This window comes from Leptospira kemamanensis, from assembly GCF_004769665.1.
GTDB classification, from domain to species: Bacteria; Spirochaetota; Leptospiria; order Leptospirales; family Leptospiraceae; genus Leptospira_A; species Leptospira_A kemamanensis.
In genome coordinates, this window is record NZ_RQGG01000032.1 from 38,904 (window position 1) to 51,901 (window position 12,998).

A 12,998-nucleotide genomic window follows, 5' to 3' on the forward strand; every position below is an offset into this window, starting at 1 on the left:
CCTATTGGCCGATATATTCAATATGAAAAAGCGACTTAGCCTCTTACTTTTATTATGTCTTACTGTAACAGGAATGGAAGCTGCTACATGGATTGAAGACTCTTTAGGGTTTGCTTTTGAATACCCGAGAGGTTGGGCAAAGTCAGTGTTACGACATGCAGACACAGCCAGAATCCAAATTGCCAAAACCAATCGTGAGGCGATTTTACAAATTGATGTGGCTCGCCGAACAAAAGAATACGATTTAGATCGTTTTATTGAAGAAACCATTGATACTTTTTTAATCAAATATCCTGACCTAAAACTTGTTCGAGAAAAAGTATTAGAGAATGAAATCGCGGGTTTTGATGAATCGGTTTTTGTTGTTCTCCATTACACAGAAAACAAACAAACCATTTCTAATCGATTTTTATTCCACAAAAAAGGTGGAATGTATTATGTGATCCAAGCAAAAACCACACGTACATTGTATGCCAAGTATGCAAAAGAATTGGATACAGTCATGAAGAGTTTTCGAAGAGAAGTCCGTACAAAGAACCGTTGGCGTAACGATAGTTTGGCGTATCTTGACCCAAAAAAAGACGAACGACTCATTCAATATGTTTCCATCACCATCCGGCCCATTGACACCTTTCCACAGGAACAAGGTGTTTCGCAAAAACAAGAAGATGGTTGGCTTTTTTCAGTGGAAGGAAATCACAAACCTGGAACTTCTGACTTCGACACTCGCCCAAAACCAAATGACCATGGTTACACACCTGCGGATGTCAAACCAGACACCCCTACTTCGGATGAACCTGTTGTGATTCCGGACGGTTCTGGAATTTAATGATTCAATCCACAATCCGCCTTTAAAAAGGCGGAGCTGTTTTTTTTCAAATACGTAAGATTCCCCCATTTCTTTTTGGTTCCCTTGTACAGCCTTGGAAACCAAATCCTGGTCTCCGAATGCTGCTCTCCCCTCCCTCGTACTTCCTTGACAGAAATTGGAAGGAATTTTAATCGTATATTTACGATATACTATGGCAGTGAACAAAAAATCTGAATTCCCCGAGTCCATCCAAAGTTTTGCCTCCTTTGCCAAACTTTTATCCCACCCAGCAAGGATTGCAATTTTGGAAGTTTTGGCAGAACGCCAAACTTGCGTTTGTGGAGAGATTGTGGATATTTTACCACTCGCACAATCGACTGTTTCCCAACATCTAAAAGAACTCAAAGAAGGTGGAATTGTAAAAGGGGAAGTGGAAGGAACTAGCTCTTGTTACTGTATCAATTGGAAAAAGTTTGAAGAGATGTCGGATGGATTTATCCAACATATCTTATATGTAAAACAATTCAAAAAGGAAAATGGGAGCTGTTGTTAAAATGAAAAAAAATATATTAATCCTTTGCACGGGGAATAGCTGTCGAAGCCAAATTGCAGAAGGTTGGATGCGTTTTTATGCCAAAGAAAAGGCAAACGTATACAGTGCTGGAATTGAAACCCATGGAGTGAATCCAAAGGCGATTGCTACCATGAAGGAGGTGGGAATCGATATCGGAAATCACACATCGAATCATATCAATGAGTACAAAGACATTCGTTTCGATTATCTCATCACTGTATGTGATCATGCAAAAGAAAACTGTCCTTATGTTCCAAGTGAAGCAAAACGATTTCATCACAACTTCAGTGATCCTTCCAAGAAGGTGGGCAGTGAGGAAGAAATCAAGGAAGCCTTTGCCAAAACGAGAGAAGAAATCCGCATGTACTGCGAAAACTTTGTAAAAAACGAACTGACATAAAAGGAGAATAAAATGAAATCACTTACCTGGAATGACTTTAAAACTAAATTAGAATTATACCCTGAACTACAACTCAACTTTGTGTATGAACAAAATGAGAAAATTTATCCCAACTATCATATCACTGAGTTCAAATTGGCAACAATTGAATCGGTTGATTGTGGTGGAAAAATAGATTCCTGGAAGGAAATCATTCTACAAGTATTAGAGCCAAAAGAAAAAGTAGATCAAGAATCCATGTCTCTCGGGAAAATCCAATCCATATTCCAAAAAGTGTCAAAGTCCCTTTCCATACCAGAAGATGCTGTGTTACGGATTGAATTTGGAAATGCCAATCATGTCATGAGGCAATACTTTGTATCCAAACTCCAAATCGAAGGATCTACGCTTTTAATGCACTTGGTGGATGGACAGACTGAATGCAAAGCAAGTGCTTCTTGTGGTTTACCTAAAGAAGAAATTCCATTGAATTTAACTGCTGAATTAGTTAAGAATCCAAAACTGACAACTTCTTCCTGTTGCCAACCTTCCTCCTCTCAAACAGAAAAAACTTCGGTAGTGTGTTGTTAGATGAAACGATTGTCATTTCTTGATCGGTATCTCACAATCTGGATCTTTGGGGCTATGGCTGTAGGGGTATTCCTTGGTAAATTTGTACCAGACTTTGTCAGTTTTTTTTCTTCTATGACATTTGGAACAACCAATATACCCATTGCGATTGGTTTGATTTTGATGATGGTCCCTCCACTCGCGAAAGTGAAATACAAAGAGATGGCTAATGTCTTCCAAGATGGAAAACTATTAACCATATCTCTTTTACTCAATTGGGTTTTGGGCCCCATCTTAATGTTTTTTTTAGCCATTGTGTTTTTACACAATGATCCAGAATACAGAACTGGCTTAATCTTAATTGGTCTTGCGCGTTGTATTGCCATGGTAATTGTTTGGAATGATCTAGCGGAAGGTGACAGAGAATACGGAGCAGCACTTGTTGCCTTAAATAGTGTTTTTCAGGTATTTTTTTATAGTTTTTACGCTTATCTTTTTATCACAGTTCTTCCACCTTACTTCGGTATGACGGCGACAACTGTTTCCATAGAAATATCAGAAATCGCCAAAACCGTAGGGATTTATTTGGGAATTCCATTTCTGATTGGATTTTTTTTGCGATACGGGTTTGAAAAATTAGAAGCAAAGGAATACTATGAAACAAAATTCCTACCGAAAATTTCACCGATTACCTTAATTGCATTATTGTTTACAATTATAGTCATGTTTAGTTTGAAAGGTGAGATGATTTTAGAACTCACGGATGATGTGATTCGAGTGGCAATGCCTCTTTTACTCTATTTTATCATTATGTTTTTTCTAAGTTTGTGGATTGGTTTCCAATTGGGAGTGGACTATTCCAAGAATGCAGCAGTAAGTTTTACCGCTACGGGTAATAACTTTGAGTTAGTCATTGCCGTGGCCATAGGTGTCTTTGGAATTAGTAGTGGTGCCGCCTTTGTCGGGGTAATTGGACCTCTCATCGAAGTCCCTGCTCTTATTTTACTTGTAAAAGTGGCACTGAAGTTTCGAGATTCATATTATAAAAAAAAATGATTTGAATTTTGGGACCCCAAGGTAGGTGGAATGGAATCCTACCTTTCCATTCATGATCTCATTCCAGTATGTTTCCTAAAAGTGAATTTATCTATGACTCGATTTCTCCATCCATTTTCGATATCGTTTTGTTAACCGAGCCAAACGCAATTGATCGGCTAACAAACGAAAGATAGGAAAAATTTTAACCGTTGGGGCTTTCCTTTTTGCAAGTCGATTCAATTGGTAACGAACCATTGCCATCGTAGCAAGACCAACAAGTGTTTTGGATTTCCAATGGGGAATGGGTAGTTTTACAATGGTTTCACGATTTTCTTTCCAATCATTGGGGAGATTTGGTTGGAGTGCAAGTGCGGTGGCGATTCCAACAAGAGATTTCAACAAAATCAACACCTAACTTTTGTATACTTTTAATAACAGTAATGGCATCTTCAAATTGAAATCCTCCCTTTTGGAAGTCACTTGAATTGATTTTAACTGAAACGATAAATTCAGAATGCAATACTTTCCGAACAGATTTTATCACTTCGATTAAAAACTGGGATCGATTCTCTAAACTCCCTCCCCAACGATCTTTCCTTTGGTTCACAAGTGGAGAAAGAAATTGGCTAATCAAATACCCATGAGCCGCGTGGATTTGAACTCCATCAAATCCTGATTCTTCTGCTAGTTTTGCCGTGTTTGCAAACCTTTGGATCGTTTCTAAAATTTCAGATTCCTCCATTGCTTTTGGTTTTCCTAAAAGTTTTGAAAGATTTCCAAGATCCACAGGAACTGCAGATGGCGCCCAAACATTCCCACCTAACTTAGCTAAGATCAGCCTTCCTGGATGATTGATTTGCATGAGGATTTTGCCCCCATTTGATTTTGCGATTGATGACCATTTCTGAAATGCATCTAATTTTGTTCCGTGTTCTAATACGACACCACCAGGCCCTGTCATGGAACGATGATCCACCATAACATTCCCTGTGATCATAGTGCCCACTCCTCCCTTCGCCCAAGACTCATACAAATTCCAAAGCGCAGAATCTGGTAACAATTCATCGTTTGCTAAGTTTTCTTCCATCGCTGCTTTGACTAAGCGATTCGGAAGGGTCACGCCATTAGGCAAACCAAAAGAGGAAAATAAAACTGGGTTTTCGTTCATCGTTTGTTATTAGATGGAAAGGAGAAGAGTAAATCTTAGAGGAAGATTGGTGAGAAAGGAAGGAGTTTTGAATTCGTAGGAGATTACCATCGAATCAAATCCGATAGCAACCCGCTTTTCTGAACTTAGTTATTCTTGGTTCTTTTTTCTTTCCCTTTTGTTTGCATACATTCGTTCGTCGGCTTTGGCAACAAGTGAATCCAAATCATTTCCATCTTCCGGATAATGGGCGATCCCATAACTAGCTTTGATAATTAATGGTTGGGATTCGAATTGAACTTCACCTTCTACTAGTTTTGCGATGCTTGTCAAAAAGGAAGTTACCGATTCCTTTGGTTCTGGATTCATCAAAATGAGACCAAATTCATCACCACCTAATCTTGCTAATACGTCATGATCTTGGATTAAATTAGAAAGCCGTTTGGCAAACTGGGAAATATAAAAATCGCCTGCGGCATGCCCATAAGAATCGTTCACAAGTTTTAATCCATCCAGATCAAACATAACAACAGTGAGAGAAATGGAATTTGATTCTAATCTAGCGATCCCTCTCCTGAGATAATCATAAAACGCAGATCGATTGTAAATTCCCGTTAAGGAATCATGACTTGCCAAATAGGACATCGATTGTAGTCGTTTTTCTCTTTCTGCCCATCGATATGCATTGTGTAAAATAGCGGCCATGGTTCCAGACAACATATGCATCGCGGAGATATCACTGTCTGTAAATCCTGCTGGTTTTAAACTTAAAACCTTCAAAACACCTAACACTTCTTTGTCGAAATACAATGGAACGACAATCATAGAACGAAGGCCAACTGTACGGCATGCTTCACGATTCACTCGATTGTCTTCTTCTGAATCAACACAATATAAGATTTCTTTTGATTGTAAACTCAGTCCAGAAAAACTACCGCTTACTTTCAGACGTAAGCCGATTTGGTTCGCAGCACTACCATTTGCTGCTCGATATACCAAATCCTCTCCTTCCACCAATTCAAAAACAGCTCCATCCCCTCCGACTAATTCTTTCGATCGAATGGTGATGAGGTCTAATAATAAGGGAACCTCTGGACTAGCAGAAGTTAATTCAGTTTGTATTTTAAGTATTTTTTTTAAGGTAGACTCTGAAGGAGATGTTGCCATATCGTTTCAGAGTTATGATATCGAATCCCTGATTAAAGTTCTAGCTTAATTTTCGAATTCCTTGTCCAAGGCAATAATTTGCAATCGCAAGTAAGACATGAAAGATATCAACGTTCAGAAATGGACCACTCGATCCTTTTGTACCGATGACAAGTCCTGCTAGGATGAAAAGAACTGCACCGACAATTCCCATGATCGCAGCATTCCCTCGTTTTGGGAAACGGATGATGGAGCTGATGAGTACAATGAACATAGCAATTCCACCGACCACAGTCGAATAAATTGGGAGTGGATGCAAATACCCAAAAACCAAATAGAGGACAAACAAAATTGCAATCAAAAGGTAAAACGTTTTTTCCGAGACCAAACGAAAGGAAAAATGAAAGAACGCAAGTCCGAGTAAGGGAACTCCCACACATCCAGAAAGACCGACAAAAAATTTGTAAATTGGATCCAGTGTATTGATCCCTAAAAAGTGAATCGCACCAAGCCCTGCAGAAATCCCAATGATGGCAAACCCATAGAAAGCGGAACGAGACGGAATGGCAGATTTACCAACAAACTGAAATGCCACAAAGAGGGACACTAAGGAAAGAAATAAGTCGGAAAGGAAAGTAGATAGAACCATGGTTCCAGAATTAGAACCGAAACAAAAATTGTGGCAAGTGAAAATCCTTTTGATTTGGATTAAATTTAGGAAGGGATGACCTCTTGGGACTTTTTCACAATGTCCGCAATCACATCATCCAACTCATTGGCCGATTCCAATAGAAACCCTAAACTTTTTTCTTCTTCTTCCTTGGTCAAACTTCGAGTGCGGATGAGTTCAATGATCCCCATAATTCGCGCTAAGGGACTCCTAACCACATGTGACTGGGTCCAAGCAATGTTTCTTAATTTTTGGTTTTGGATTTGGATGGCTTCCATTTGTGTTTCGCGGTCTGTCACATCGTGAAAATTGTCTACAATCCCACCGATGGTTTCATCGGATAACATATTGGTCAAAGTAGACTCAACAATTCGCCATGATCCATCTTTGTGTTTGGCACGAAAGGTTTGGCTTTGTAAGGATGCACCTAGAGGGAGTGCCAATACTTCATATAATCTTTTTTTTAGTTTTGGTGTATCTTCGGGATGGATCACATCAAATAAATTCAAAGCCAAGGCTTCTGTTTCTGTATAACCCATCACCTTTGTGATGGAAGGAGAAACATATTTCCCTTGGCCTCTTGGACTTAAAATCATGATGACATCAGTTCCATTTTCTACAAGTGCTCGAAATCGTTTTTCGTTTAAGACAAGTTCCTTACTTTTTTTCATGAGACTAGAAATATCTTTTGAAAAACAAGCAAGCCCCGTCACTTTTTCATCTACATTGCGAATTGGATTAAAATAAACCTCTCGATGTTCTTCCTCATGTGTGATTGGACTAATAAAATTTTCATAACTTGTGAAAGATTCACCAGAAAGTCCTCTTTCATAATAGTCTTTCCACTTAAAATAAAACTCTTCTCCTGCTGTTTTGACGAGGACATTGTCACCTTCTTTTGCAGGGACTTGTTGCAAAAAAGTGAGAACATCTAAAAAAGATTGATTTGCTGCCACCAAACAAAAATTAGTATCAATTGACCAAATCAAATCCGAAGTTCCATTAATCAATGCTTCTTGGTTTCTTTTGATGCGAATCAATTTTTCTTCGTTGATTACTTTTTCAGAAATATCTCGGGTTAAACTTAATACGGATACAATCTTTCCTGTTTGGTCAGTAAGAGGAACCGATGTACTTTCCATCCAACGATGAGTGCCTTTCAAACCAATGATTCGGAATCTGGCACTTGACTTAATTCCTTTCAGCGCATTTTCATGAATAGTTTGATAAAATTTGAGATCCGAAGGTTCAATGAGAGATTCTACTTTTTTACCGATGGCCTCTTCCGCAGAATCCGCTTCGATCATACTGAGTCCTGCAGGATTCATCTCGATGAGAATTCCGTCAGGAGAGACAACCTTTACACATTCTGGCTCTGATTGTAAAATGGAGCTCAATCTAATTTCTTGTTGTTTGAGATGATTGATGGATTGTGTTTTTTCAGTAATGTCTTGAAAAATTCCCACCAATTGAATGGGATCTCCAGAATCATCCCGGATCACATCCGCTTGGCTATGGATGTATTTGATTTCTCCTTTGGAAGTAACGAGACGGCATTCCAAATCATAAGGAATTCCTTTTGCCAAAACCTCTTCCATATGTTGTTTGGCTTTCTCTCTGTCGAGAGGGTGAACCGAATGATAACCTAACTCAAGTGATACGGGCATATCACTCGGTTCCATTTCTAAAATGGCAAATACACCTTCTGACCAATGGATCGTATGAGTTGCAAGATTTACTTCCCAATGACCTAATTTTCCCAGTGATTCCATTTCACGAAGGATGCGTAGGTAGTTTGCCTCTTTATGTAAAATGACAGGATTTGGTTCTTTCGAGGAAGGATTCAATGTCTGTACCTAATCAGATTGGGACTTAGACTCTCTCAGATAGGGACTTCCCAGTCAGCCTTTTTTTTCACTAATTCGAAAAACGAAACAGGATTTAGGAAAAAATGTTCATAGGTAACCATTCACACTGCCAGGGATCTGTAGGGCCTGGTCCCGAGAGAGGAAACCGAACGAGGGACGGGAGCGAACGCGCACCCCGGAAGAGCCCGCCCGGGCAGCCGTATCGAATGCTCAAGAGCCAGAGATTGTTTTTTCAAAACAGATGGCCGTTGGATCAGAGACCCATTTGCCAAACGTTGGAATTTCTCGAAATCCAAAGTTTTGGTAAAGTTTTAGTGCTTCGGGTTGGGGTGCCCCTGCCCTTAGGATCATGGATTTGTAACCAACTAACATTGCATTTTTTTCTAGTTCAACTAACAGAGAGGTTGCGATTTTTGATTTTCTAAACTGAGGGAACACATACACGGCATCGAGTTCACATTTCGTTTCGTCAAACTTGGAATAGGCGGCAGATCCCATTGCTTCTTTTGTCTCTTTTGATTCTGCTAGAAAAAACTTACCCTTAGGAGGTAAAAAATCTTGGAAGTCCATCGAGTTCGGGGCTTGGAAACCATAACGGTTTTGGATTTCCAACCAAAGTTGGTCCAAACAAATTTGGGAAGGAGAATCGAGAGTGGTGACCCATCGGATTTGGAAATTTTGATTCATGAATGCCAAAAGATGAACTCTTTTCAAAAGAATTTTGCAAATTCTATTTTTAGGTGGCAGAAAATTCTTTCAGGGTGTAAAGGGAAGTCATTGGGTGGCGGGTGGTCACACCCCACCCAATTCAGGGTGGGGATACCAACATCCATCGTGTACCACCCCAAAAAAAAAGCCCCCATTCCTGGAGGCTTTCCTTTCGACAGACTTTCTTTTGGAAACTCTTAGTCTTTTTTCGAAGCTGCTTCTTTGATTACGTAAGCGGCAATTTCGTTCTTTTGGATTTGTGTCGTTCCTTCGAAAATCGTGAGGATTTTTGAATCTCTCATTAACTTCTCAACAGGATACTCTTTCGTGTATCCGTATCCACCAAAAATTTGAACTGCATCAGTAGCACACTGAACAGCACACTCAGAAGCGTATGCTTTTGCAATCGCAGAGTATTTTGGAAGGTTAGGATCGTTTGCATCAGAAAGACGAGCTGCTTTGTAAGTGATTTCTCTTGCAGTTTCTACTTTGATAGACATGTCAGCTAACATGTGTTGCACTGCTTGGAAAGTTCCGATTTTAACACCGAACTGTTCTCTCTCACGAGCGTAACGAGCTGCGTGGTCAAGTGCTGCTTGCGCTACACCCACACCCATTACTGCTACGAATGGACGAGAAGCATTCAAAGTTTGGAGAGCGTAAACGAAACCTAGGTTTTCTTTTCCTACGAGTGCGTCTTCACCTACTTCACAATCTTCGAAAATCACTTGGTGAGTGGAAGATGCTCTAATTCCGAGTTTATCTTCTTTTTTACCTACAGTAAGACCTTTTGCACTACGTGGCACGTAGAAACAAGAAACTCCACGAGTTCCTCGGTTTTTATCAGTATAAGCAAATACGGTAAAGGCTTGGGCATCAGATGCACCAGTGATCCATTGTTTTGCACCGTTGATGATCCATTTGTCGCCTTTTTTCTCAGCGCGAGTGGTCATACCAGGAACGTCAGAACCAGCACCTGGCTCAGACAAACAGAAAGAAACTCCGAATTTACCGTCCGCAATTTCAGGGAGCCATTTCAATTTTTGTTCGTGCGTGGCACCTTTTAGGATAGGAAGGATTCCAAGACCAGTGTAAGCAAATCCTAGAGCGATTCCAAGGCATCCACGAGACAATTCCTCGATGGCTAAACACTGCTCAATTGCTCCAAGTCCCCATCCACCGTATTCTTCTGGAATCACTAGTCCGTTGATTCCAAGTTCGGAACGCATTTTGTTGATGAGTTCAGTTGGGTGTTGGTTTTTTTCATCCCAGTGCAAGGCTACTTCATGCGGGATTTCTTTTTTGACGAAGTTACGAACTAAATCTCTGATTTCAAGTTGTTGCTCTGTGAATTGGCTATACATTCCGGGATGTTCCTTCTAAGAATGGGGTATTTACTACCTTTTTTCGTACGACCCTTCCTGTGCCAAGGGTTTTTCTCTCTTTACAAGAAAGCAAAAACACTGTAAAATTTTCCATTTGTATGGCTAAATCGTGTTCTTTATTCCACAACCTGAAACAGATCAGTTCTGTTTTCCTTTTCACCGTAACCTTTGTCCTTGTTTCCTGTGCAGGAAGACCTAACTACCAACCGAAAGCAAACCTCAGTTATGCGAACTTTGAAGTGTACTTCCAAGAGAAGTTACAAGAAAGCAAACGTAAAAACCACAGACCTGGTAACGAAGAACGTTATATCAGTTTTGGGAAAAAAACGCCTCTCGCATTTTTATACATCCATGGTTTTGGTGCGTCTCGTGCAGAAGGGGAAGAAGTGATGGAAAAATTGGCAAAAAAATACAAAGCCAATACCTACTTACTCAGGCTTCCAGGTCATGGAACCAACAAAGAAGACCAAAGAGACCAAAGTTTTAACAACTATCTCGATGCATCCCGTGAAGCATTGTATATGATGCAATCCCAAGGAGACAAAGTGATTGTGTTTGGTAGTTCTATGGGAGGACTCCTTGCTACATGGCTTGCCTCCGAATACCCAGAGGAAGTGGATGGACTGGTACTTGCCAATCCCTTTTACGCACCGGTTGATGGAAGTTTGAATATTCTCAATTACCCAGGTGGACTGAGTTTCATCCATTTACTCAAAGGAAAAGTAAGAGCTTCTTCACATAACAACCCGAAAGTGCTTCCGGAACGAAACAACTATTGGTATCCCGAACAATACTTTGCTGCACTTGTGGGAGTAAACGATCTCAAAAACTATGCTGCGGTTCCTGATGTTTATCGCAAAGTGACCTCACCTGCTTTACTTTTGTACTATTACAAAAATGAAAAGGAACAAGATCCAACTGCAAGTGTTCCGAAAATGTTAGAAGGTTATGCCAATTTTGGATTAGAAAAAACACCAAATCCACTCAACAAAAAAGTCGCAGTGGAAAATGGAATGCATGTTCTGATGTCCAAATGGGTGATTACCGATAAAGTATTTATCGAAGCCCAAATTGATGTTTGGTTAAAAGAACTTTCCAAAGCAAAATAGTTTTAGTGTACTTCTAAATCACAAAACAAAAATCGAAACTAGTTTCGAAGGAGTTTCCCATGAACCAAAAGAAAGAAAAAATCGCACTTGTGACAGGTGCTAACAGAGGGATTGGGAAACAAGTTTCCATTGACTTAGCAAAACAAGGAATTTATGTTTTGATCGCATCCAGGAATGTTGCCGACGCGGAAGATACCTTAAAACAAATAAATTCCCTCGGCAAAGGAGAAATCATTTCTCTTGATGTTTCCAAAGAACAAAGTATCAACGAAGCTTCCGATATCATCACAGGGAGTTTTGGTCGTCTGGATATCTTGGTCAACAATGCGGGAATTTTCACAGACCCAGGTTCTTTTTTTGAAACAAGTTCGGATGATTTACACCGCACTTTACTGGTGAACCTATTTGGACCATTTCGGTTGATCCAAGTTTTTTTACCAATGATGATCCAAAATGAATATGGTCGTATTGTCAATGTTAGCTCTGGGATGGGGCAACTTTCTGATATGGGTGGTGGCTATCCAGCGTATCGGATTTCCAAAACTGCTATCAATGCACTCACCAATCTAGCGAGTAGCGAAGCAGTCGGAAAAAACATCAAAATCAATTCCGTATGTCCTGGTTGGGTGAAAACAGATATGGGTGGTGCCAATGCCACAAGACCTGTGGAAAAAGGAGCCGAAACCATTGTTTGGGCAGCAACCCTACCTGATGGTGGCCCCACAGGGAAATTCTTTCGGGACAAAAAAGAAATACCATGGTAGGTTGAAAAGGGACACCTTAAGACGAAACACTAAAAAGAATCAAACTTCGATTGAATTTTAGAGTTTCTCTTTCCGAATTTTCCTCTTTATGATTTGATCCCAAAGATAGTTTCAAATGAAATTTGAATGAATGTATATTTGATTCTGAAACCAGTTTTTAGCGATCTTTACAATTCATTCAAGTTACAGGACTTCAAATTTATGAAATCAAAAATTTTATTGATTATACTCGTATACATAGCAACTTTCCCTATTTCAGGAAAATCAATCGATCCATCCAAATTGCAAGAAGGTGATATTATCTTTCATGAATCCAAATCAGAGCAAGCCACTGCCATCAAATTGGCAACGAAATCAAGGTACACTCACGTAGGAATCATTTTCAAAGATGGAAATACTTTTAAAGTATTAGAAGCCATTGAACCTGTCAAAATCACTGACCTGCAAAAATTCATTCAAAGAGGGACAAACCAACATTATGTGATCAAACGTATCCTTAATGCAAACTCAATACTGACACAAGAGACCATTCAAAAAATGAAAGAATATGGTAAATCCTTTGTTGGTAGACATTATGATCTATATTTTGAGTGGTCAGATGATCGGATTTATTGTACGGAGCTAGTATGGAAACTATATGAGAAGTATACTGGTATCAAACTGGGAGAGTTAAAAACGTTAAAAGATTTTGAATTAAGTTCTAAACAGGTTCAATCTCTCATGAAAAAAAGATATGGAAACAATATCCCGTATGGAGAACCAGTTATCTCCCCTGTTGATATGTTCCAATCGAAAGAATTGGTGACAGTGCTAGAGTGATCGATATTAC

15 protein-coding genes are annotated in these 12,998 nt (G+C 39.6%); 8 read left to right on the forward strand and 7 right to left on the reverse strand.

What is annotated here, in order from left to right:
- Positions 1 to 22 precede the first annotated feature (22 nt).
- The 5 genes from EHQ59_RS10390 to arsB all read left to right on the forward strand — a co-directional run bounded on the left by EHQ59_RS10390 (position 23) and on the right by arsB (position 3,390).
- The gene (locus tag EHQ59_RS10390; RefSeq protein WP_135619591.1) at positions 23 to 829 is read left to right on the forward strand and encodes a hypothetical protein; all 807 of its coding nucleotides are present in this window, start codon (positions 23 to 25) and stop codon (positions 827 to 829) included.
- A 193-nt stretch (positions 830 to 1,022) separates the two neighbouring features.
- Entirely contained in the window at positions 1,023 to 1,364 is a 342-nt protein-coding gene (locus EHQ59_RS10395; protein WP_135619592.1) for an ArsR/SmtB family transcription factor, read from the forward strand.
- A gap of 1 nt (position 1,365) precedes the next feature.
- Complete coding sequence (locus EHQ59_RS10400) at positions 1,366 to 1,785, forward strand: arsenate reductase ArsC (protein ID WP_135619593.1); 420 nt, start codon at positions 1,366 to 1,368, stop codon at positions 1,783 to 1,785.
- 12 nt (positions 1,786 to 1,797) lie between these two features.
- Entirely contained in the window at positions 1,798 to 2,355 is a 558-nt protein-coding gene (locus EHQ59_RS10405; RefSeq protein WP_135619594.1) for a DUF6428 family protein, read from the forward strand.
- A complete protein-coding gene (gene arsB / locus EHQ59_RS10410; RefSeq protein ID WP_135619595.1) occupies positions 2,356 to 3,390 on the forward strand; it encodes an ACR3 family arsenite efflux transporter in 1,035 nt (344 codons plus the stop codon).
- Positions 3,391 to 3,477: 87 nt separating this feature from the next.
- On the opposite strand, the gene EHQ59_RS17865 is transcribed toward arsB, so the two are convergent.
- The 7 genes from EHQ59_RS17865 to EHQ59_RS10440 all read right to left on the reverse strand — a co-directional run bounded on the left by EHQ59_RS17865 (position 3,478) and on the right by EHQ59_RS10440 (position 10,275).
- A complete protein-coding gene (locus EHQ59_RS17865) occupies positions 3,478 to 3,771 on the reverse strand; it encodes a hypothetical protein (protein ID WP_244245489.1) in 294 nt (97 codons plus the stop codon).
- The gene (locus EHQ59_RS10415) at positions 3,713 to 4,540 is read right to left on the reverse strand and encodes an oxidoreductase (protein WP_244245490.1); all 828 of its coding nucleotides are present in this window, start codon (positions 4,538 to 4,540) and stop codon (positions 3,713 to 3,715) included. Before EHQ59_RS10415 ends, EHQ59_RS17865 begins: the two co-directional genes overlap by 59 nt.
- Before the next feature lie 129 nt (positions 4,541 to 4,669).
- Complete coding sequence (locus tag EHQ59_RS10420) at positions 4,670 to 5,686, reverse strand: sensor domain-containing diguanylate cyclase (RefSeq protein WP_135619596.1); 1,017 nt, start codon at positions 5,684 to 5,686, stop codon at positions 4,670 to 4,672.
- Between the two features lie 40 nt (positions 5,687 to 5,726).
- On the reverse strand, positions 5,727 to 6,314 hold the full coding sequence (locus EHQ59_RS10425) for a DUF6962 family protein (RefSeq protein WP_135619597.1): 588 nt from the start codon (positions 6,312 to 6,314) through the stop codon (positions 5,727 to 5,729).
- Positions 6,315 to 6,379: 65 nt separating this feature from the next.
- Positions 6,380 to 8,182 (reverse strand): PAS domain S-box protein, encoded by a 1,803-nt coding sequence (locus EHQ59_RS10430; RefSeq protein WP_135619598.1) that lies wholly within the window; start codon positions 8,180 to 8,182, stop codon positions 6,380 to 6,382.
- A gap of 231 nt (positions 8,183 to 8,413) precedes the next feature.
- Positions 8,414 to 8,890 (reverse strand): GNAT family N-acetyltransferase, encoded by a 477-nt coding sequence (locus EHQ59_RS10435; protein WP_135619599.1) that lies wholly within the window; start codon positions 8,888 to 8,890, stop codon positions 8,414 to 8,416.
- 218 nt (positions 8,891 to 9,108) lie between these two features.
- Entirely contained in the window at positions 9,109 to 10,275 is a 1,167-nt protein-coding gene (locus tag EHQ59_RS10440; protein ID WP_002973371.1) for an acyl-CoA dehydrogenase family protein, read from the reverse strand.
- A gap of 59 nt (positions 10,276 to 10,334) precedes the next feature.
- Between EHQ59_RS10440 and EHQ59_RS10445 the strand changes: the two genes are divergently transcribed.
- The 3 genes from EHQ59_RS10445 (at position 10,335) to EHQ59_RS10455 (ending at position 12,988) form a co-directional block, all read left to right on the forward strand.
- Positions 10,335 to 11,405, forward strand: a complete 1,071-nt coding sequence (locus EHQ59_RS10445) for an alpha/beta hydrolase (RefSeq protein WP_135619600.1) — start codon at positions 10,335 to 10,337, stop codon at positions 11,403 to 11,405.
- A gap of 59 nt (positions 11,406 to 11,464) precedes the next feature.
- Positions 11,465 to 12,169, forward strand: a complete 705-nt coding sequence (locus EHQ59_RS10450; protein ID WP_135619601.1) for an SDR family oxidoreductase — start codon at positions 11,465 to 11,467, stop codon at positions 12,167 to 12,169.
- Positions 12,170 to 12,370: 201 nt separating this feature from the next.
- Entirely contained in the window at positions 12,371 to 12,988 is a 618-nt protein-coding gene (locus tag EHQ59_RS10455) for a YiiX family permuted papain-like enzyme (RefSeq protein WP_135619602.1), read from the forward strand.
- Positions 12,989 to 12,998: the final 10 nt, after the last annotated feature.

Coding starts and splice junctions, on each gene's coding strand:
- EHQ59_RS10435 (WP_135619599.1), bottom strand. CDS start 8,890: ATGAATCAAAATTTCCAAATCCGATGGGTCACCACTCTCGATTCTCCT.
- EHQ59_RS10420 (WP_135619596.1), bottom strand. CDS start 5,686: ATGGCAACATCTCCTTCAGAGTCTACCTTAAAAAAAATACTTAAAATA.
- EHQ59_RS10415 (WP_244245490.1), bottom strand. CDS start 4,540: ATGAACGAAAACCCAGTTTTATTTTCCTCTTTTGGTTTGCCTAATGGC.
- EHQ59_RS10450 (WP_135619601.1), top strand. CDS start 11,465: ATGAACCAAAAGAAAGAAAAAATCGCACTTGTGACAGGTGCTAACAGA.
- EHQ59_RS10440 (WP_002973371.1), bottom strand. CDS start 10,275: ATGTATAGCCAATTCACAGAGCAACAACTTGAAATCAGAGATTTAGTT.
- EHQ59_RS10395 (WP_135619592.1), top strand. CDS start 1,023: ATGGCAGTGAACAAAAAATCTGAATTCCCCGAGTCCATCCAAAGTTTT.
- arsB (WP_135619595.1), top strand. CDS start 2,356: ATGAAACGATTGTCATTTCTTGATCGGTATCTCACAATCTGGATCTTT.
- EHQ59_RS10405 (WP_135619594.1), top strand. CDS start 1,798: ATGAAATCACTTACCTGGAATGACTTTAAAACTAAATTAGAATTATAC.
- EHQ59_RS10400 (WP_135619593.1), top strand. CDS start 1,366: ATGAAAAAAAATATATTAATCCTTTGCACGGGGAATAGCTGTCGAAGC.
- EHQ59_RS10455 (WP_135619602.1), top strand. CDS start 12,371: ATGAAATCAAAAATTTTATTGATTATACTCGTATACATAGCAACTTTC.
- EHQ59_RS10390 (WP_135619591.1), top strand. CDS start 23: ATGAAAAAGCGACTTAGCCTCTTACTTTTATTATGTCTTACTGTAACA.
- EHQ59_RS10425 (WP_135619597.1), bottom strand. CDS start 6,314: ATGGTTCTATCTACTTTCCTTTCCGACTTATTTCTTTCCTTAGTGTCC.